Origin of the sequence: Shimia litoralis, assembly GCF_005518135.1 — a bacterium.
Lineage (GTDB): Bacteria > Pseudomonadota > Alphaproteobacteria > Rhodobacterales > Rhodobacteraceae > Shimia_E > Shimia_E litoralis.
In genome coordinates this window covers 155,097-173,756 of sequence record NZ_SULI01000001.1, presented here as the reverse complement: position 1 = coordinate 173,756, position 18,660 = coordinate 155,097, and the positions used below count along the sequence as shown (strand labels likewise).

Sequence of the window (18,660 nt, the reverse complement as noted above, 5' to 3'; positions counted from 1 at the left end):
AGATTGACACAAGATGTAATTCCAGCTTGGGATGAAGTCACATTCGTCGACACCTTTCTTGTGCAGGAATACTCACATGAGCACAGCCTTTGACCTGATGGTGGCCCCCAATGGTGCGCGCCTGACACAGTCGGACCATCCGGCACTGCCGCTGACCACGCGCGAGATCGCCCACACCGCTATGGCATGCGCCAAGGAAGGCGCCACAGCGGTGCATGCCCACATCAGGGATGCTCGCGGGCAACACTCTCTGGATGCAGCATTGTATCACCAACTGATGCGCGACATCGCCGCAATATCGTCGATACACGTTCAGTTCTCGACCGAGGCTGCGGGAATTTTTGATGTCGCCACCCAGCGCACCTGTCTTGAGGCGGCCCCGTCACAAGACGCAAGCATTGCCCTACGCGAAATTGCCCGCGATCCCGCCAACCTGCGCGCGATCTATCATGCGGCTGCAGACAAGGGGATCGACATGCAACACATCGTCTATGACACCCACGATCTTGTCGCCTTGCTGGACCACTTTGAGACCGGCACAATCCCGATGCAATCCCGGCGTGTCCTATGTGTTCTGGGTCGGTATTCCCACGACCTGACCTCGACCCCACAGGATTTGGATCCGTTTCTCAAGGCCATGGGGGGGCACGACCTGAACTGGATGGTCTGCGCGTTTGGACGTCACGAGCAAGATTGCCTGATGGCAGCCCTTGATGCTGGCGGGCATGCCCGCATTGGGTTTGAAAACAACCGTCTTACCCCCGACGGATCAATTTTGCCCGACAATGCCGCATCTGTTGCGTCATTCGTCGAACGCGCCGCCAAGTCAGGATTTTCCCCCAAGCAGGTCACATCATGAGCCACGTATTTCCACGCCAGATCAATGCTGCTCCGGTCAAGGCGGTCTCGAGCCAAGGCTGTTATATCACCGACGAAACGGGCAAGCGCTACTTTGATGGATCAGGTGGCGCAGCAGTGTCTTGCCTCGGCCATGGCGATGCGGATGTGATACGTGCCATTCAAGAGCAAACCGCACAGATGGCGTTTGCACACACCGGTTTTTTCACCAGCGACCCTGCCGAAGATCTGGCTGACTTACTGATTTCGCAAGCCCCCGACGGGCTGGATCGGGTGTATTTTGTATCGGGCGGGTCCGAGGCCGTCGAAGCTGCGATCAAGCTGGCACGCCAATACCATATCGAGAACGGCGAACCCCAACGGCGCCACCTGATTGCCCGCCGTCAGAGTTATCACGGCAATACCCTTGGCGCGCTTGCCGTGGGGGGGAACCAATGGCGACGCGCACAGTTTGAACCCATCCTTGTGGATGTCACCCATATTGCACCATGTTATGAATATGTTGGTCGCTCGGACGATGAAACCCCGCATGAATATGGCCAGCGCGTCGCACAAGAGCTTGAGGATGAGATTCTACGCTTGGGCCCAGACACGGTCATGGCGTTTGTTGCGGAACCCGTGGTGGGCGCCACCATGGGGGTCGTCCCCGCCGTTCCGGGGTATTTCAAGCGGGTTCGCGAAATATGCGACACCTATGGTGTGCTGTTGATACTTGACGAAGTCATGTGCGGCATGGGGCGAACGGGTCATCTGTTTGCCTGCACCGCAGATGACGTGTCACCCGATATATTGTGCATAGCCAAGGGGTTGGGCGCTGGATATCAACCTATCGGAGCAATGATGTGTTCCAAAGACATCTATGACACTCTTGGCCAGGGGTCCGGGTTCTTTCAACACGGACATACCTATATGGGGCACCCTGTGGCCTGTGCCGCGGGCAAGGCGGTGGTGTCGGCGATCCTGAATCGGGGGCTGCTGAACAATGTGCACGCGCGCTCGGAACAATTATTTGGCGCGTTGAACAGCAAATTCGCCCAGCACCCTCATATCGGTGATATCCGAGGGCGCGGCCTGTTCGTAGGGCTGGAGTTTGTGGAAAACCGCGACACCAAGCGCCCCTTTGATCCCTCGGTCAAAATTGCGGCACGCCTGAAGAAGGCAGCATTTGACGCGGGTCTGATTTGCTATCCAATGAGCGGCACACGGGATGGAAAACACGGCGATCATCTATTGCTCGCACCACCCTTCATCTTGACCGAATCCGAAACAGATGAATTGGTCGCCAAGCTGGGCGATGCAATGCACGCGCTCCCCGAGTTGTCAGACATCTAAGGGAGTGCCCAGCGTTCCCTGTGCCTTATCATCTTGAAAAAGGTGAAAACGGCGATTGAAGACGCTTTTGCCGCGTCCTACTCTGGGCCTTCAACTTGAGGGGCACGAACTATGACTATTCACATTGGGGCAAAGCCCGAAGACATTGCAGAAACCGTTCTATTACCGGGAGACCCGTATCGCGCCAAATGGGCAGCCGAGACATTTCTCGACGATGTCACACTGGTGAACGAAGTACGCGGTATGCTGGGCTTTACCGGATATTGGAAAGGCAATCGCGTCACCATCCACGGATCGGGTATGGGCATGCCGTCGCTTTCTATTTACGCCAATGAGCTGATCCGCGATTACAATGCCCAAACCTTGATCCGCATCGGATCCTGTGGCGGCATGCAAAAGCACGTCGATGTGCGCGATGTCATCATCGCCATGACTGCCACCAGCCTGTCGACACCCTCAAGCGGCATCTTCAAAGAAATCAACTTTGCGCCATGTGCCGATTATGGGCTGTTGCGCGCGGCTGTTGATGCCGCCCAAGCCAAGGGCACCCCCACACATGTCGGCGGCATCTATTCCTCCGATGTGTTTTACGACGAACGCCCCGACCTGAACGAACAAATGGTGCGCCACGGCATCCTTGGCGTCGAAATGGAAGCCGCTGAACTATATAATCTTGCGGCCCGTCACGGAAGACGCGCCTTGGCTGTGTTGACTGTCAGCGATCACTTGTTGACCGGAGCGGCCTTGCCGTCTGAAGACCGCGAGAAAAGCTTTGGCGACATGGTCGAAATCGCCTTGGCGGCTGCGTTCACCTAGGCATGCGTCACCATAGAAGCACGTTCTGTTTCAGCGCGTGCTTCTTCATGGCAACTGCCGCTATAATCCGTGTGACCCGTCATAGGCATTCACGTCTGGTGAAGCCCATCCGGCAAGCGTGCCCTCTGCGGGCTCAAACACCTCGACCAAAAGCGGATAACACGCCGCAGTGTCCGAACTGTGTTCACTGGAACAATCGCCACCCGGACAGGCGCTCAGTGCGCCCAGCAAATCAATTTCTGCGAAAAACTCTAAATAGTCACCGGGGCGGACGGGGCTCGCCTTCATAAAGTATTGACCTGTGTCCATGGTAAACCCCGTACACATGAAGACATTCAACACATCGTGCACATGGCGTTCAGCATCTCGCAACGACAGGCCGGTTTCAGCCGCCAAAGCACGGGTCAAATTCGAATGGCAACAATAATGGTATTGTGCCTCGGACAACAAGTTCCCGGTATAGGGATCACAGCGCGTTCCGATGACATCGTGGACCGACCCGCCAAAACTGTCTTTTCCGTACCATCCCAACGTATCAGCGGTGATCGTCGCCATAGGACGCAAATACGGGAAAGATGACCACATTCTTTGACCTGTCGTCAGATGTGTTCCATGCAGCGCACGCGATTTACCAGAATAGAACCGTTCAGACAGATCATTGGCATTCCAGATATTTAAATCGCCAACCTGCGGGCCTTGAACGGACGAAATCCGGAAAAACTGTCCAGCTTTCACCCGAAAACACGCGGCATCTCGGACAGGCACAAGCACCTCGGACACCTTGATCGCAGTTTCGCGCGCGGTCGCATAAGTATCCATGGGTGGCACCGGCAAGGTGTCATTGGGATAGCATATCACAGGGGCAACTGCGCGGCGCGCATCGGCATCCTTAGGTTCGATCATCGCGGCACTCCGGCGTCAGGGCTTTTTCAAACATTCTTGAGGTGATTTTGGGCTCTGCGTCAAGCACGTCGCGCCACATGACATACAGATATGAAAGTGCTGATCATCCACATTGCGGGACCGATCCGCACGCCAGCGACAATTCCGCGTCTTGCGGTTGGACAGAACCGCAACAAGCACCAGAGCAATAACAAGGCCAATTAGAATATGCATAAGACCTGTCGTGCCCTAGCTGACCGCAACTGTCAAACCGCACGGCCCGCACAACGCCCCGAAAAGATGCACCCGCCCAGAAATGTGCCTTCGAGCGCGTTATATCCGTGATAGCCCCCGCCGCCAAATCCCGCGACTTCTCCAGCAGCAAACAGCCCTTGAAACGCGGTTCCGTCAGCGCGCAGCACCTGCCCCGTGACATCGGTATGCAATCCGCCCAAGGATTTGCGCGTCAGAACATTCAGGCGCACCGCAATCAAGGGCCCGTTTTGTGCATCCAGGATTTGATGCGGTTTGGCCGTGCGGATCAAGCGATCGCCACGATAGGCCCGCGCCCCGCGAATAGCTGTCACCTGCGCGTCCTTGGAAAACGGGTTATCGATCTGGGCATCTCGCGCGACGATCTGGCTTTGGATGTGGTCAAGCTTCAGCGGAGCCTCTGGTGTGATACGGTTCATCCCGCGCACCAGTTCCTTAAGGGTATCCGCCACGACAAAGTCTTCGCCATGGGATTTGAACGCCTCGACGGGCGCAGGTGCGCCTTTGCCAAGCAACCGCGCCTTAAGAACCGATGACCACTTTCCCGATGTCAGATCAGGATTTTGTTCCGATCCTGAAAGCGCAAATTCTTTTTCAATGATCTTTTGCGTTAAAATGAACCAACTGTGCTCATGTCCGGTCGACAGAATGCGCTTCAACGTGCCCAGGGTATCAAACCCGGGCAGATATGGTGCCTGCATCCGATCCCCCAACGCGTCGAACCACATCGATGATGGGCCGGGCAAAATGCGAATACCGTGGTTCGGCCAAATGGGGTCCCAGTTTGCCAGACCTTCGGTGTAATGCCACATCCGATCCCCATTAATCAGCGCCGCACCCGCATTTTCAGCCACGCGTTGCATTTGGCCATCGACGTAATCCGGCACGCCCGCGACCATACGTTTGGGCGCAGGCCCCAGCCGGTCTTGGGGCCAGTATTTACGCACCATGTCGTGATCGCCGCCAATACCGCCTGTGGTTACAATCACCGCCTCGGCGCGATGCTCAAAGGCTCCGACAACGGCTCTAGATGTGGACACACCGCGCGCTGCGGGGTCGTCGGCCAGGATGTCGCCAGCCACACCTTTGACAATGTTATTTTCAACAATCAGGTTCGAGACACGATGGCGAAACCCAAAGCAGATCTTTCCCTCGGCCTCTGCCTGCCGGACCAGACGTTCGAACGGGGCGACAACGCCTGGGCCAGTGCCCCACGTGACGTGAAACCTTGGCACAGAATTGCCATGACCATGGGCCATCTCGCCCCCACGTTCCGCCCAACCCACGACGGGAAACCAACGCATGCCCTTGGCCTGGAGCCACGAGCGCATTTCACCACCCGCAAATTCCAGATAGGCCTGTGCGACCTTGCGGGGGTTGGCATCTTCGGGTCGGTCAAACTGGGCCGAGCCCATCCAATCGGACAACGCGAGATCAGCGCTATCTTTGATACCCATCCGGCGCTGTTCCGGGGTATCCACCATGAACAGCCCCCCCAAGCTCCAGAACGCTTGGCCGCCAAGGGATTGCTCTCCCTCTTGGTCAAGCAACAAGACGCTGCGGCCGCGCTGCGCTGCTTCGTATGCCGCCACAAGGCCAGCAAGCCCTGCACCAATCACAATCACATCTGTCATGCACGCTCCTCCTGTCACAAAGGCTAGCGTTCATAGTGGGATGCGCCAAACAAAACCTCACGTAAAGCAAAAGGCGCCCCGCAACCGGAGCGCCTTTTTGTTATGCGGCTTTGACATATTCGTAATATGTCTCGCTGTCCGCGTCAGCCTGTGCCTTGGCAACTGGACGCAGGGGCTGTTGGTAATAGGCATAGGCCTGTTCCAAAAACTCCAATGCGCGATCTGCGACGTTTTCAGTTCCATTATTCGAGTTCGACATTTGGTATCTCCAGTGTGTCTGAACTCCTCCCGTGGGTGGTATTTAGCAGCGCTCTCTTGTGTGAACATCGTCAAAATACGCATCTGCGATATGCATTATTTGCAAGGGATGCGCATACGCAGACCTGAATTAGCCCGTCATCAAATGCCCTGCCAATCCCAACATGAACCCCGCGACCGCACCGATTGGTGGGACCCAGCTGTGCTTTAGAGGAACCTGCGGCGCCACGTCTTGAAACAGCAGATACAAAATCCCCCCAGAGGAAAACATCATCACGGCGCCGAGGACTTCGGGCATCCCTTCCAGCACCAGCATCCCCAAAGCGGCGGCGGCTGGTCCAACGGGGACCATGAACAGAAACAAGACCATCACGCGGCCAGAGGACATTCCGCTCTCTCTCATTTCTCGAAATGCGTTGAACCCTTCTGGCAGGTTCTGTAGCGCGATGAGGGCCGCCATCAAGATTGCAACATCCAGCGCGCCGGTCAGAAGCGCCCCCAAAGCCATGGCTTCGGGCAAATAGTCAAGGAGCATCGCCAAAAACTGAGCAGCATGGCTGCCACGCCGCGCCAATGCCCGATCGACCATCAAAAATACCAACCCGCCAAGACCAAAAAGACCCACAGCCCACATTGCTGGCAAGCGGTCACTGCCTTCAGGCACCAACACCAACGCAATTGCGGAAATCAAGGCGCCCCCACCAAAGGCCACAAGGAAATGCCGCAGGCCCTCGTCATAGGATTTGGGCACCCATTTCTCGGCCAACGCCAATGCTCCACCCGCAGGAACAGAGAGGCCTGCCAAAGTAGCAAGAATCATGGCTGCTGAAAAATCATCGGGGATCATCTGTTCTTCCTTACCGAGTCACGCAAACCTCACATCAAGGTCATGGCGGGTCAAGTCCGCTCTCGGCAGGCACTCAGTTTTCCATACATCCCAAGGTGATACCGAAACGAAAAAGCCCGCCTTGCGCATGCAAAGCGGGCTTTGGAATTTCTTGTCGGCGCAGATTAGACGGTACGTTCGACCATCATTTTCTTGATTTCTGCAATCGCTTTTGCCGGGTTCAAGCCCTTGGGGCAAGTTTTGGCACAGTTCATGATCGTGTGGCAGCGGTAAAGTTTGAACGGATCTTCCAGCTCATCCAACCGGTCGCCTGTGGCTTCATCGCGGCTGTCGATGATCCAACGGTACGCATGCAACAGCGCTGCTGGTCCAAGATAGCGATCGCCGTTCCACCAATAGCTTGGGCAAGACGTCGAACAGCTTGCGCACATCACACATTCATACAAACCATCAAGTTTTTTGCGGTCTTCGATCGACTGCTTCCACTCTTTTGCAGGGCGGTTGGTTTTGGTTTCCAACCACGGCATGATCGACGCGTGTTGCGCGTAAAAATGTGTTAGATCCGGAATAAGATCCTTCACCACAGGCATGTGTGGCAGCGGATAGATTTTCACATCGCCCTTGATCTCGTCCATGCCATAAATACAGGCCAAGGTGTTGATGCCATCGATGTTCATCGCACAGGAACCACAAATGCCTTCGCGGCACGATCTGCGGAAGGTCAGCGTCGGATCAATTTCATTTTTGATCTTGATCAGCGCGTCCAGCACCATCGGACCGCAGGTATCCATGTCGAGGAAATACGTATCAACCCGCGGATTTTTGCCATCATCAGGGTTCCAGCGGTAAATCTGGAATTTGCGAACATTGCTCGCCCCAGAGGGTTTTGGCCAAGTTTTTCCCGTTGTAATCTTTGAGTTCTTAGGGAGCGCAAATTCTACCATCTTAGGTACCTTCCTGTGCCAGCTGAGAACCGCCAATCCGGGACGTACTGCCCATCGTGTTCAAAGCAAGGTTGAATTCAAGTTGCATCAAGTCCAGCGTGTCCGGAGCATATTTCTTCAGACTGGACACCATGTCGGCATCCATCAGCAAGACTTTGAGTATGAGTCGGAAACTCTCGCTATCGAGCATTTCCTTCCAGCGTTCGTGCACCGCCATCGCGGCAGCATCTTTACGCTTTGACATTCCGTCGAAAGACGATCCTTTGCCATAGGATTGTACCTCTGGCAAAGACACGTCTCGGTGTTCGACATCCAATCGCGTCAGGATCGTTTTCCGGTATTCGCGATCGCCAAACCACGTGTCGTAACAGACAGGCACGATCTTGTGCGTATCCAAAAACGCCTGATCGTGGATAAGAACCAGATTTTGACGCCAAGTCGACGCACGCGCGAGCACTTCAGAGACGACATCAATGCTTGTGCTGTCGTTCGCATCATCAAGACGTGCCCAAGTGGACGCCAGCCAGTTCAAAAGATCGCGATAGATATAGACGTTGACTGGCTTTGCATCGGGCATGTCAGGCGCAATGACAAAGTTCTCTTTGAAGACCCCAGACAACGACGTATTTTCATACGACACGTATGTTTCGCCATAATCCGGAAACCGCTTCAACACCTGTTGAATTTCAGGATCATCCTTGCGCTTCCAAACAGCCACCCGACGTCCATCGCGCTCGATCTGTCTAAAAGTGCCCATGACCCGTCGCCCGGGTTGGCAATTGTTGAAAAACACCTGATCGGTGGGATCGCCGTTTTTCATCAACCACGCGATGATCGCGTGGTTGCCGCTACGTTGCATACCGAAAAAGTTAAAATGCGTCATAGATCACCTTTCGGCAGATTTCCGAGTGCATTCATGCGCCCATACGCACGCCCCCACATAGCTGCACCCTGCCGGAAACAGAAGCAAGCTTCTGTTGAACCGACAGTATGCGCCAGAGAAAGCGCCCTATGTGCCAAATTCGGCATTTTCTTAGAACGTCCGCGCTTTAGGAGCGATCTTTTTCAGGCTAATACCGCCCTCGTCTTCCGTGGTCAGAGGATCCACAACAACCGGACGATGCGAAAGCTCGACCTTGTTGCCATCAACGCGGCTGATCGTATGCACGCGCCAGTTCTCATCGTCACGTGTTGGATAATCCTCGTGTGCGTGCGCACCGCGGCTTTCCTTGCGAGCCTCGGCTCCGTGGATCGTCGCCAGAGCATTTGGCATCAAGTTGGCCAGCTCGAGAGTTTCCATCAGATCGCTGTTCCAGACCAACGATGTGTCTGTCACGTGCAGATCATCCATCTTCGCAGCAATGGCAGTCATTTTCACAACACCTTCGGCCAGCGATTCATTGGTACGGAATACTGCTGCATCGGACTGCATGGTTTTCTGCATTTCAAGACGCAGATCCGCCGTAGGAATTCCGCCCTTAGCATGGCGCAAACCATCAAACCGATCAAAGGCTGCGTCAACTGACGCTTGGTTCAGCACAGGGTTTGGCGCCTCGGCATCAACCACTTTGCCAGCACGGATGGCTGCTGCACGTCCAAACACCACAAGGTCAATCAACGAGTTGGAGCCCAAACGGTTCGCACCGTGGACCGACGCACAGCCCGCTTCGCCAACAGCCATCAAGCCAGGCACCACAGCGTTGCTGTCTTTGGCGGTTGGGTTCAGAACCTCGCCGAAGTAGTTGGTTGGAATACCGCCCATGTTATAGTGCACGGTCGGCAAAACCGGAATGGGTTCCTTGGTCACGTCAACACCAGCGAAAATCTTGGCGCTTTCCGAAATACCCGGCAGGCGCTCTGCCAAGGCTTCGGCAGGCAAGTGCGACAGGTTCAGGTGAATGTGATCCCCTTCGGCACCAACACCGCGACCTTCGCGAATTTCCATCGTCATAGAGCGGGACACGTAGTCGCGCGGAGCAAGATCTTTGTACTGCGGTGCATAGCGTTCCATGAAACGCTCGCCCTCAGAGTTGGTCAAATATCCGCCTTCACCGCGTGCGCCTTCTGTGATCAAACAGCCAGACCCATAAATACCAGTTGGGTGGAATTGCACGAACTCCATGTCCTGCAATGCAAGACCGGCACGCGCCACCATACCGCCACCGTCACCGGTACATGTATGCGCAGACGTTGCCGAGAAGAACGCACGACCATAGCCACCAGTCGCCAAAACAACCATCTTGGCGTTAAAGACGTGCATCGTGCCATCATCAAGTTTCCAGCAGACCACGCCTTGGCATTGGCCATCATCCGACATGATCAGATCAATGGCAAAATACTCGACATAGAATTCTGCGTTGTTCTTAAGAGACTGGCCATACAGCGTGTGCAGGATTGCGTGACCTGTCCGGTCAGCCGCAGCACATGTCCGTTGCACCGCAGGTCCTTCACCGAATTCGGTGGTGTGACCGCCGAACGGGCGCTGGTAGATTTTACCTTCTTCCGTCCGCGAGAACGGCACGCCATAGTGCTCTAGCTCGTAAACCGCCTTGGGGGCTTCGCGTGCGAGATATTCCATCGCATCGGTATCACCCAGCCAGTCAGACCCTTTTACGGTGTCATACATGTGCCACTGCCAGTGGTCAGGGCCCATGTTGGACAGGGATGCCGCAATACCACCTTGCGCTGCCACAGTGTGGGACCGCGTTGGGAAAACTTTTGTGACGCAAGCAGTGCGCAGACCCTGTTCGGCCATGCCAAGCGTTGCGCGCAGACCAGCGCCACCAGCGCCAACTACGACCACGTCATATTCGTGGGTTTCGTATTCATAAGAAGCCATTGTTTCGCTCCGGTCTTAAAACGCAATACGGCCAATTGCGTACAAGCCGCCGGCCATCAAGGTATAGGAAATTGCAGTTGCGATGATGATCATCAGTTTCTTGGTTGTCCCGCGAGAGTAATCCTCGATCACGACCTGCACCCCATGACGGAAGTGCACCATTGAAATAACCAGCGTCAAAGCGGCGATAATTGCAGGAAACGGGTGCTGATAATAGGCGATCGCCTCTTCATACCCCATGCCAAGAGCATGTCCAAAGGTCAGTGCAAAAAGAGGCATCAAAACCATAAGGCCGACCGCTGAAATGGCCTGTCCCCAAAAATGCTCTGTTCCTGACCGTGAAGATCCGCGATGCACCGCACGTTTGCGATCTGTTAAATATTGCATACTCAGCGCTCCTTACACGATCACGGCGACGATAACCGCCAAAATGATTGATCCAAAGATCACAGCCCATCCCATTTTCTCGGCGGTCTCGACATCCATGCCAATACCGATATCCCAGATCAGGTGTCTTAGACCGGACAAGAAGTGATAGCACAGCGCCCACAATGCGGCGAACATCACAAGGTCCCCCACAAACGACGTCATCAACCCGTTGACGAAGTCATAGTATTCCGCACCAGATGCCGCAGCGAGGAACCACCACACAACAAGCATTGCCGCGCCCAAGAGCGCAACACCGGTAATACGTGCAAAAATCGATGTCACCGACGTAAGTTGTGGGCGATAAATCGACAAATGCGGCGAAAGCGGGCGATTGCCCCGGTTCACATCAGCCATTCTGCATCCTTTCGGTTTCCCTTGGGTTCTTTAGTAACGTATTTTTTCGGGCTGTCACCGCTGTCACGGCGCGTTAGGCGCGGTTTTTTGGCGCATTTCGAAAATTTCCTTCTATTTTGTGATCACAGTGTTTTTTTCGTGATCACATATGCAAAACTTACAAAAATACTCAACAAAATAGATTCTCATTTCGGGGAAATTCCCCCTCGTTTACCGCCACTGTAGCCCCCCAAGAACTCGCTGCCGTCATTTTGTGACCACAAAATATTGGTGATCCCAAATTCAGACTCCGACAAATCCCAACATCACCACGTTTCGGATTTCAAATCTGCACGCAGTGCTTTCTGTCCCATAAAATCTGTAAAATCGACCTGAGTATGCGCGACAATGTCGGCGGCATCAAGATTACACATCATTTCCCCCACGGGCCAAACTGGGGCCGACACCCCCACCCGCACAAAAAAAATCGGCCCGCGATGGGGCCGATCCGTAAAGGTCAGCATGGCCGCCTTTTCAAACGCTAAACGTCGTACCTTACAGCGGCATCAACGCCCAGTAATCAAGATCAAGCAACACATCAGGCTGATATTTGCCATCCTCTGCGCGCAGTTCAAATGGTGCACCACCTTTTGTGGCCACCAACCGCAACCGGATCGCGCCAACACCGGGAACATTTGTTTCAGCCTTGTCCAAGACTTCGGACCACGCCTTGACCGTAAGACCTGAGAACGCCGGATTGGCATGTGCGCCACCGTTCAGGCCAACGATCATTTGGGCATTGGCCAGACCATTAAAGCTTAGCGCGCGTGCAAGGCTAATAATGTGGCCGCCATAGATCAGGCGCTGACCATCCGGACGGAAAGTTGCATCAAAGTGCACCTTGGCCGTGTTCTGCCACAGGCGGGTGCCCATCATGTGCTCGGCTTCCTCCAAGGTCACGCCGTCGACGTGGTCGATGGTTTCCCCGATCTCATAGTCAGCCCAACGGTGCGCCTCGCCCGCAAGTGTGAAATCATAGTTGCTGAAATCAAGCCCCTCTGGGATGACCAAATCAGCAGGATCAATCACTTTGCTCAGCTCGGGCACAACGGTTTCCGGCGCAGGTGCATCCAGATCATTTTTGCGCACCATAACCCAGCGCACATATTCCATCACGGTTTCGTCGTGCTGGTTCAGGCCCCGTGTACGCACATAGACAACACCCGTCTTGCCATTCGAGTTTTGCTTAAGTCCAATCACTTCGCTCGTTGAGCGCAGCGTATCACCTTCGTACACCGGCTTAAGCCAGCGCCCTTCGGCATAGCCCAAATTGGCAACAGCATTCAAAGACACATCCGGAACGGTTTTGCCAAACACCACGTGAAAGGCCACAAGGTCATCCAGCGGGGATTTTGGCAGCCCGCTTGCCTGCGCAAACGCATCTGACGAATACAGCGCATGGCGTGCCGGATACAGCGCATGATACAAAGCACGCTCGCCCCCGGACACAGTGCGAGGAACGGCGTGATGGATCACATCACCCAATGTGTAGTCTTCAAAAAACCGACCCGGATTGGTCTTGGCCATCCTAGTGTTCTCCTAGTTTTGTATCGGGGGTATATGTGCCCTCGACCTCTTTGGTGACTGCCTGACCGCAGCGCATCACGCCTGTGGCCTGACAAAATGTCTGGGTCGGAGCTCCGTAGAGCTCCCACCCTTTATTCAACGCATCTGTCACCTTGTGGCAGAATGCCGAAGTGTCTTCTTCGCTCAGGAAACGATACAGCTTCATCATATCACCCTGGGAACACAGGATAGCCAAGCCATCCATGCACAAGCCCGATGACGACCATCAAGACAACAGAGGCCACAAGGAACATGCCGTCTTTGGCAATGCTGCCTGAAGCATCTGGAGCCCACTCTGGTTCCGCGCGGTTGATGACGATCGTTTGAACAAACGCCCATGCAAACAATCCACCGAACAAAATGATCGATGCCAGATCGCCGTTCACCAAGAGGTGTGCTGCAGCCCACGCCCGAAAGCCTGCCAACATCGGATGACGCATCCAGTTAAACAATTTTCCTTTTTTGGGTGCAGGGCTCATCAAGAAGATCGCAACCAAGATCAGAAGATTGTTCAGATGGATGCCCCAGCTTGGCGGAGACCACACATATATCTCATCCATGCTGCGATAGCCGATAACCATCAGCACGATGCTGACCACCAGCAGCACAGCCACAAGGCCCTTGCCTTTGTCGCCCATGCTGGCGCGCAAATCGGGCGCAACGCGCTTAAAGAAGTGGGCCCCGGCCCAAAGCAGAACCCCAATAATCAATAGTGTCATCATCAACTCCCCTGTGACCTATGGGGCAACACTTAGCCTTCCAGCGCCGCGATTGCATCTGCTTTCGCAAGGATTTCCTTTGCCGTCACCACGTGCAGGTTTTCAACAATCTTGCCATCAACGACGGCCACGCCTTCACCCTTGGCTTCGGTTTCTTCAAAAGCTTGGATCTGGCGGCGCGCCAAATCGATCTCGGCATCGGTCGGGGCAAAGGCTGCGTTGGCCACATCAACCTGTGCGGGGTGGATCAACGTTTTGCCATCCATCCCCATGTCACGCCCTTGGTCACATTCGGTTTTCAAACCCTCTGTGTCCTTAAACGCATTATACACGCCATCGACGATGACGATCCCTTCGGCCTTGGCCGCCAACAGGCACAACGACAGCGATGTTAGCATTGGCAGGCGATCCGCACGGAACCGGCACTGCAGCTCTTTTGCCAAATCATTGGTGCCCATCACAAACCCGGTCAGCTGTGGATGCGCAGCAATTTCTGCGGCATTCAACATGCCACGCGGTGTTTCCATCATGGCCCAGATCGGCTTATCACCGACCAAGGCTGCCAACGCGTCCACTTGGGCAGCACTTTCGACCTTGGGCAACAGCACGGCATCACAATCCATGGCAGCGGCGGCTTTAGCGTCGGCCTCGCCCCATTGTGTATCAAGCCCGTTGATACGCACGATGCGCATGCGGCTGCCATACCCACCAGCGGCCAGTGCATCCTTAAGGATACCGCGCGCATTTTCTTTTTCATCCACAGACACAGCATCTTCGAGATCAAAGATGATGGCATCTACAGGCAGGGTTTTGGCCTTTTCCAGTGCCCGCTCTTTCGAGCCAGGGATGTAAAGAACCGAACGATAAGGGCGAGCGCGCTGATCCATGAATCTCTCCGTAATAAAGTTGCGCGGAATGGGCCATTTTTTGACGATAAATTCAAGGTGGAAATTGCCGCAATGCAGAAAATTCGTACCGAACGTGTAATTAACCCTGTTTTTTAGAGTTTCGCGACAGACTAGCCCCATCTTGAGCCGAGCGTTTTAGACGACGACAACAGTGAGGTGACACCATGAAGGACATATTTGTTAAGGCCACGATGGGATTGGGGCTTTTGGTATTGGCCGCCGAAAAAGCCGCCGCACAAAATACAAGCTGCGCCCCGCGTCCACGTGTGATCGACCGCCTGACCAACACATTTTCCGAAACACGCCAAGCCATTGGTCTGGGCGGAGACAACGCCGTGATCGAAGTGTTTGCAGCACCGTCTGGCACCTGGACCATCATCGTGACCTTTACAAATGGGCAGACCTGTCTTGTCGCGTCCGGTCAGGCATATGAAACAATAGCAGAGGCACGCGCACCTGTCGAAGACGGTGCCTGATCATAGAATGTTCAAATACAAACCGGCTCGCGGAGTTCTAAGATTCGCAAGCCGGCCCTAACCTTCCGATCGGCGAACATCTCACGGGTGCAGGTTCGCCAATTCCCAAGGTGTTGGCGCCCTCACCTCGTTACGAGGTCGGGGGCGCACCGATTGTATTTCATATATCATCCTCCGGTAATTTCGGATGTCGTCTGGCGCGCAAAAGCAATGCGCGCGACGGTACTATACCACATTTTCGCAAATTTTGCGCGGCTGACGTGTAACTGCCCCTTAGGCCAGCGCATCCCAAATCAGCTTGGTCCCTGTCAGCGTCAACAACACATAGGTCACAGCAAAGAACGCCTGCTCGGACACTTTGTAATGCGCCTTAACCCCAAGCCAAGCGCCCAAAAGGGCGAACGGAGCCAAGATCAAATCCGCCCAAAGACTTTCGGCGGTAAACGCCCCCAAAAACGCATAGGGCACGAACTTGGCAATATTGATGATCCAAAAGACCAGCACTGTGGTCGCTTGAAACGTCGTTTTCTGCAAATTATGCGATAGCAAGTACACGGCGACGGGGGGGCCACCGGCATGGCTCACAAAGCTGGTGAACCCGGCGATTACGCCCGCGACAACGCCGGCCGGTTTGGACAATGGTGCCCGCGACGCCATTTGATTGGGCAAAAGCCGCCACGCGACAAAGCCCAAAGACAATATGCCGATCAGAAAACGCAGCACATCATCGTTGGCCACCCGGAACAGAGCAACGCCCAGAACAACGCCCGGCACCCCTCCTAAAATCAGAATTCTGGCGTCTGGCCAGCTCCACTTGTTCCAATACGGGCGCAGATTTGCGACATCTATCAGCATCAAAAGTGGAAGCATCACACCAAGCGCTTGCGTTGGTGGCAAAAATATCGCGAGAAACGTCGCGCTGGCAAAGGCGGCACCCGAGCCAAAGCCGCCTTTGGAAACGCCAGCAAAGACAACCGCCACGGCCATCGCGACCCAAAGCGTCGGGCTATGCGACACCGATTCTATCCGGCGCCGCACTGCAGAAATAAGGCGTGGGCATTTCTGCGACGCTTACTTCTTGCTTAGGATCTTTTTGCGCTGTGCTTCGTATTCTTTTTCGGTCAGCAACCCTTCGGCATGGGCTTTTTCCAAAGACGCCAATTCTTCGCCAACCGTTGTGGTCGAGACATTGTTTGTTGTTTTGCTGCTGCTGCCGCATGCGGACAAAGTCATACCTGTCAAAACAAGTGCAAATAGGGCTTTGATGATCGGTTTCATTGCATTTTCCATCTAGATTGGGGTGCTGTTTTTATCTTTTTAGCCACCGGCGACTCCTCGCGCAAGGCACATATCGCTCTTGTTTATTTGGACAAATTTGAACGGCTCCCCTTCCTGCATCGCTTCGCCGCGCCTGCAAACCCTTGCGTGACTCGGTCAGAATGGATAGGCAAAGCAGCAAATTTCAACCCGACCGGAGATACATCCAATGGCCAGACCAAAGATTGCCCTTATCGGCGCAGGTAACATCGGCGGCACGCTCGCCCACCTCGCAGCCATCAAAGAACTGGGTGACGTTGTCCTTTTCGATATCGCAGACGGACTGCCACAGGGCAAAGCCCTCGATATCGCAGAATCCGGCCCCTCCGAGGGCTTTGACGCAGACATGTCAGGCACCAGCGACTATTCTGATATTGCTGGCGCAGATGTCTGCATCGTAACAGCAGGCGTTGCACGTAAACCAGGCATGAGCCGCGATGACCTTCTTGGAATCAACCTCAAGGTTATGAAATCCGTTGGCGAAGGCATCGCAGCACACGCGCCAGACGCATTTGTAATCTGCATCACCAACCCGCTTGATGCGATGGTTTGGGCGTTGCAAAAGTTCTCCGGCCTGCCTGCGCACAAAGTTTGCGGTATGGCTGGCGTTTTGGATTCGGCACGTTTCCGCCATTTCCTTGCTGAAGAGTTCAAAGTATCCATGCGCGACGTCACTGCGTTTGTTCTGGGTGGCCACGGCGACACAATGGTACCGTCGGTACGGTATTCCACAGTCGCAGGTATTCCTTTGCCAGATCTCATCGACATGGGCTGGACAACTCAGGACAAAATGGACGCAATCGTACAGCGCACCCGTGACGGTGGCGCAGAGATTGTTGGCCTGTTGAAAACTGGTTCTGCGTTCTATGCACCAGCGACATCCGCCATCGAAATGGCCGAAGCGTACCTGAAAGACCAGAAGCGCGTTCTGCCATGTGCCGCATATTGCGACGGCGATCTGGGTGTGAACGACATGTATGTGGGCGTTCCAACAGTTATCGGCGCCGGCGGCATCGAGCGTATCGTCAACATCAAGCTCAACAAAGAAGAGCAAGAAATGTTCGACACCTCAGTCAAAGCTGTTCAAGGTCTTGTTGACGCTTGCAAAGGCATCGATAACTCGTTGGCTTAAGACATGACACGCGGCTTTCTTTTCGCCGCGACAGGGCCAGACTATACCAGTCTGGCCCAACAAGCCGCAGCCACTGTGGCCACACATCATCCAGATATCGACATCGACCTGTTTACAGATCAGGACTGCGATTTTCCGGTTTTCTCGCAAATTCATAAACTTACGCAGAACACGACGCGGCCACGGTTCGAAGCGCTATTGCGATCACGGTTTTCCAAAACCATTTGCCTAGACAGCGATTTGTTTGTGCTTGCCTCGATTGCGGACGTATTTGACGTGCTTGATCGATTTGACATCGCGCTGGCACATGATCAACGCTTGAACATCAGCGGCCACACTCTGGTGCGTCACACCAAGCCAATCCCCGCGGCATTTCCACAGTATAACAGCGGTGTTATCGGCCTCAAAAAGTCAGCGCAAACCGATGCGTTTTTGACCCATTGGAAAACCGCGTTCGAGCAAAGCTCACTCAAGATCGATCAACCCATTCTGCGAGAGACGCTGTTTGACTCGGACCTTCGCATTGCGACGCTGCCGCCGCAATACAACATCATTGATTGCGATTTGATCCGAAGCTGGGACACACGCACAATCGCCCCAAGAGTATTGCACAGCTCTCGAATTCGCACGCCTCAACACCACGCAGACACCGATATCCGAACCCCCTTAGATTTGGTTGGTCCACAGTTTTTGAACCATATCAATGCTTGGCAAAACCGCGACGCGACCCTCGTGAAGCACCCGATTCCAGAGCGCTTGCCAGCCTTTTGCGACTCCTATCCAACCCAGAAAATTGCAGCCGGTGATGACCCGTTTGCTGGTCGCAAAATACCAATTTGGAAGCGATTGGCCTATCGGTTGTCTGCCTTTGTTCTACGTGAAAATTCATAGATTCTTTTGAATGTATCGTTTTTTGTGATCACACTTTTTCGAGCTGTGATCACAAATGCAAAAAAAATGGCCAAAAACGCGATTTCCTGAAAAAAACGCTTAGACGCAAGGGCAACTTGTGTCAAAACCACCTGCAATCGTAGCAA

At 54.4% G+C, this 18,660-nt stretch carries 22 protein-coding genes; 6 read left to right on the top strand and 16 right to left on the bottom strand.

What is annotated here, in order from left to right:
- Positions 1-76 precede the first annotated feature (76 nt).
- The 3 genes from FAP39_RS00800 (at position 77) to deoD (ending at position 3,006) form a co-directional block, all read left to right on the top strand.
- A complete protein-coding gene (locus FAP39_RS00800) occupies positions 77-859 on the top strand; it encodes a beta-keto acid cleavage family enzyme (RefSeq protein WP_171006754.1) in 783 nt (260 codons plus the stop codon).
- Positions 856-2,190 (top strand): aspartate aminotransferase family protein, encoded by a 1,335-nt coding sequence (locus tag FAP39_RS00795; RefSeq protein WP_138014459.1) that lies wholly within the window; start codon positions 856-858, stop codon positions 2,188-2,190. Before FAP39_RS00800 ends, FAP39_RS00795 begins: the two co-directional genes overlap by 4 nt.
- 111 nt (positions 2,191-2,301) lie before the next feature.
- Positions 2,302-3,006, top strand: coding sequence for a purine-nucleoside phosphorylase (gene deoD, locus FAP39_RS00790; RefSeq protein WP_138014458.1), 705 nt, complete (start codon positions 2,302-2,304; stop codon positions 3,004-3,006).
- A gap of 60 nt (positions 3,007-3,066) precedes the next feature.
- On the opposite strand, the gene FAP39_RS00785 is transcribed toward deoD, so the two are convergent.
- The 14 genes from FAP39_RS00785 to FAP39_RS00720 form a co-directional block, all read right to left on the bottom strand.
- Positions 3,067-3,909: an urea carboxylase-associated family protein gene (locus tag FAP39_RS00785; protein ID WP_138014457.1), complete on the bottom strand. Its 843-nt coding sequence runs from the start codon at positions 3,907-3,909 to the stop codon at positions 3,067-3,069.
- A gap of 245 nt (positions 3,910-4,154) precedes the next feature.
- A complete protein-coding gene (locus tag FAP39_RS00775) occupies positions 4,155-5,795 on the bottom strand; it encodes an FAD-binding dehydrogenase (protein WP_138014455.1) in 1,641 nt (546 codons plus the stop codon).
- A gap of 100 nt (positions 5,796-5,895) precedes the next feature.
- On the bottom strand, positions 5,896-6,054 hold the full coding sequence (locus FAP39_RS17455; protein WP_171006753.1) for a hypothetical protein: 159 nt from the start codon (positions 6,052-6,054) through the stop codon (positions 5,896-5,898).
- A gap of 129 nt (positions 6,055-6,183) precedes the next feature.
- The gene (locus tag FAP39_RS00770) at positions 6,184-6,900 is read right to left on the bottom strand and encodes a ZIP family metal transporter (RefSeq protein ID WP_138014454.1); all 717 of its coding nucleotides are present in this window, start codon (positions 6,898-6,900) and stop codon (positions 6,184-6,186) included.
- A gap of 164 nt (positions 6,901-7,064) precedes the next feature.
- Entirely contained in the window at positions 7,065-7,844 is a 780-nt protein-coding gene (locus FAP39_RS00765; RefSeq protein WP_138014453.1) for a succinate dehydrogenase iron-sulfur subunit, read from the bottom strand.
- Between the two features lies 1 nt (position 7,845).
- Positions 7,846-8,727, bottom strand: coding sequence for a hypothetical protein (locus FAP39_RS00760; protein WP_138014452.1), 882 nt, complete (start codon positions 8,725-8,727; stop codon positions 7,846-7,848).
- 150 nt (positions 8,728-8,877) lie between these two features.
- Positions 8,878-10,683: a succinate dehydrogenase flavoprotein subunit gene (gene sdhA, locus FAP39_RS00755; RefSeq protein WP_138014451.1), complete on the bottom strand. Its 1,806-nt coding sequence runs from the start codon at positions 10,681-10,683 to the stop codon at positions 8,878-8,880.
- A gap of 15 nt (positions 10,684-10,698) precedes the next feature.
- Complete coding sequence (gene sdhD / locus FAP39_RS00750) at positions 10,699-11,070, bottom strand: succinate dehydrogenase, hydrophobic membrane anchor protein (protein ID WP_138014450.1); 372 nt, start codon at positions 11,068-11,070, stop codon at positions 10,699-10,701.
- A gap of 12 nt (positions 11,071-11,082) precedes the next feature.
- A complete protein-coding gene (gene sdhC, locus FAP39_RS00745; protein ID WP_138014449.1) occupies positions 11,083-11,466 on the bottom strand; it encodes a succinate dehydrogenase, cytochrome b556 subunit in 384 nt (127 codons plus the stop codon).
- A 305-nt stretch (positions 11,467-11,771) separates the two neighbouring features.
- Positions 11,772-11,969 (bottom strand): hypothetical protein, encoded by a 198-nt coding sequence (locus tag FAP39_RS00740; RefSeq protein WP_138014448.1) that lies wholly within the window; start codon positions 11,967-11,969, stop codon positions 11,772-11,774.
- A 31-nt stretch (positions 11,970-12,000) separates the two neighbouring features.
- Positions 12,001-13,032: a MaoC family dehydratase gene (locus FAP39_RS00735; RefSeq protein WP_138014447.1), complete on the bottom strand. Its 1,032-nt coding sequence runs from the start codon at positions 13,030-13,032 to the stop codon at positions 12,001-12,003.
- Between the two features lies 1 nt (position 13,033).
- A complete protein-coding gene (locus tag FAP39_RS00730) occupies positions 13,034-13,237 on the bottom strand; it encodes a DUF1737 domain-containing protein (RefSeq protein ID WP_138014446.1) in 204 nt (67 codons plus the stop codon).
- Positions 13,238-13,241: 4 nt separating this feature from the next.
- Positions 13,242-13,790 (bottom strand): NnrU family protein, encoded by a 549-nt coding sequence (locus FAP39_RS00725; RefSeq protein ID WP_138014445.1) that lies wholly within the window; start codon positions 13,788-13,790, stop codon positions 13,242-13,244.
- Positions 13,791-13,822: 32 nt separating this feature from the next.
- On the bottom strand, positions 13,823-14,677 hold the full coding sequence (locus tag FAP39_RS00720; RefSeq protein WP_138014444.1) for an HpcH/HpaI aldolase/citrate lyase family protein: 855 nt from the start codon (positions 14,675-14,677) through the stop codon (positions 13,823-13,825).
- Between the two features lie 185 nt (positions 14,678-14,862).
- Here FAP39_RS00720 and FAP39_RS00715 point away from each other — a divergent pair, with 185 nt between their 5' ends.
- Positions 14,863-15,174: a hypothetical protein gene (locus FAP39_RS00715; protein ID WP_138014443.1), complete on the top strand. Its 312-nt coding sequence runs from the start codon at positions 14,863-14,865 to the stop codon at positions 15,172-15,174.
- Positions 15,175-15,447: 273 nt separating this feature from the next.
- On the opposite strand, the gene FAP39_RS00710 is transcribed toward FAP39_RS00715, so the two are convergent.
- Both FAP39_RS00710 and FAP39_RS00705 read right to left on the bottom strand, forming a co-directional pair.
- Complete coding sequence (locus tag FAP39_RS00710) at positions 15,448-16,161, bottom strand: sulfite exporter TauE/SafE family protein (protein ID WP_138014677.1); 714 nt, start codon at positions 16,159-16,161, stop codon at positions 15,448-15,450.
- An 84-nt stretch (positions 16,162-16,245) separates the two neighbouring features.
- The gene (locus FAP39_RS00705; RefSeq protein ID WP_138014442.1) at positions 16,246-16,452 is read right to left on the bottom strand and encodes an SHOCT domain-containing protein; all 207 of its coding nucleotides are present in this window, start codon (positions 16,450-16,452) and stop codon (positions 16,246-16,248) included.
- Positions 16,453-16,660: 208 nt separating this feature from the next.
- Between FAP39_RS00705 and mdh the strand changes: the two genes are divergently transcribed.
- Positions 16,661-17,623: a malate dehydrogenase gene (gene mdh / locus FAP39_RS00700; protein ID WP_138014441.1), complete on the top strand. Its 963-nt coding sequence runs from the start codon at positions 16,661-16,663 to the stop codon at positions 17,621-17,623.
- A 3-nt stretch (positions 17,624-17,626) separates the two neighbouring features.
- The gene (locus FAP39_RS00695) at positions 17,627-18,514 is read left to right on the top strand and encodes a glycosyltransferase family protein (RefSeq protein ID WP_138014440.1); all 888 of its coding nucleotides are present in this window, start codon (positions 17,627-17,629) and stop codon (positions 18,512-18,514) included.
- The last annotated feature ends 146 nt before the right edge of the window (positions 18,515-18,660 follow it).

What these genes read in the sequence shown, in the direction of transcription:
- FAP39_RS00715 (WP_138014443.1), top strand. Translation starts at nt 14,863, where the DNA reads ATGAAGGACATATTTGTTAAGGCCACGATGGGATTGGGGCTTTTGGTA.
- FAP39_RS00740 (WP_138014448.1), bottom strand. Translation starts at nt 11,969, where the DNA reads ATGCTGACCTTTACGGATCGGCCCCATCGCGGGCCGATTTTTTTTGTG.
- FAP39_RS00730 (WP_138014446.1), bottom strand. Translation starts at nt 13,237, where the DNA reads ATGAAGCTGTATCGTTTCCTGAGCGAAGAAGACACTTCGGCATTCTGC.
- mdh (WP_138014441.1), top strand. Translation starts at nt 16,661, where the DNA reads ATGGCCAGACCAAAGATTGCCCTTATCGGCGCAGGTAACATCGGCGGC.
- FAP39_RS00770 (WP_138014454.1), bottom strand. Translation starts at nt 6,900, where the DNA reads ATGATCCCCGATGATTTTTCAGCAGCCATGATTCTTGCTACTTTGGCA.
- sdhD (WP_138014450.1), bottom strand. Translation starts at nt 11,070, where the DNA reads ATGCAATATTTAACAGATCGCAAACGTGCGGTGCATCGCGGATCTTCA.
- deoD (WP_138014458.1), top strand. Translation starts at nt 2,302, where the DNA reads ATGACTATTCACATTGGGGCAAAGCCCGAAGACATTGCAGAAACCGTT.
- FAP39_RS00775 (WP_138014455.1), bottom strand. Translation starts at nt 5,795, where the DNA reads ATGACAGATGTGATTGTGATTGGTGCAGGGCTTGCTGGCCTTGTGGCG.
- FAP39_RS00720 (WP_138014444.1), bottom strand. Translation starts at nt 14,677, where the DNA reads ATGGATCAGCGCGCTCGCCCTTATCGTTCGGTTCTTTACATCCCTGGC.
- FAP39_RS00705 (WP_138014442.1), bottom strand. Translation starts at nt 16,452, where the DNA reads ATGAAACCGATCATCAAAGCCCTATTTGCACTTGTTTTGACAGGTATG.
- FAP39_RS00695 (WP_138014440.1), top strand. Translation starts at nt 17,627, where the DNA reads ATGACACGCGGCTTTCTTTTCGCCGCGACAGGGCCAGACTATACCAGT.
- FAP39_RS00725 (WP_138014445.1), bottom strand. Translation starts at nt 13,790, where the DNA reads ATGACACTATTGATTATTGGGGTTCTGCTTTGGGCCGGGGCCCACTTC.
- sdhC (WP_138014449.1), bottom strand. Translation starts at nt 11,466, where the DNA reads ATGGCTGATGTGAACCGGGGCAATCGCCCGCTTTCGCCGCATTTGTCG.
- sdhA (WP_138014451.1), bottom strand. Translation starts at nt 10,683, where the DNA reads ATGGCTTCTTATGAATACGAAACCCACGAATATGACGTGGTCGTAGTT.
- FAP39_RS00765 (WP_138014453.1), bottom strand. Translation starts at nt 7,844, where the DNA reads ATGGTAGAATTTGCGCTCCCTAAGAACTCAAAGATTACAACGGGAAAA.
- FAP39_RS00735 (WP_138014447.1), bottom strand. Translation starts at nt 13,032, where the DNA reads ATGGCCAAGACCAATCCGGGTCGGTTTTTTGAAGACTACACATTGGGT.
- FAP39_RS17455 (WP_171006753.1), bottom strand. Translation starts at nt 6,054, where the DNA reads ATGTCGAACTCGAATAATGGAACTGAAAACGTCGCAGATCGCGCATTG.
- FAP39_RS00785 (WP_138014457.1), bottom strand. Translation starts at nt 3,909, where the DNA reads ATGATCGAACCTAAGGATGCCGATGCGCGCCGCGCAGTTGCCCCTGTG.
- FAP39_RS00760 (WP_138014452.1), bottom strand. Translation starts at nt 8,727, where the DNA reads ATGACGCATTTTAACTTTTTCGGTATGCAACGTAGCGGCAACCACGCG.
- FAP39_RS00800 (WP_171006754.1), top strand. Translation starts at nt 77, where the DNA reads ATGAGCACAGCCTTTGACCTGATGGTGGCCCCCAATGGTGCGCGCCTG.
- FAP39_RS00795 (WP_138014459.1), top strand. Translation starts at nt 856, where the DNA reads ATGAGCCACGTATTTCCACGCCAGATCAATGCTGCTCCGGTCAAGGCG.
- FAP39_RS00710 (WP_138014677.1), bottom strand. Translation starts at nt 16,161, where the DNA reads ATGGCCGTGGCGGTTGTCTTTGCTGGCGTTTCCAAAGGCGGCTTTGGC.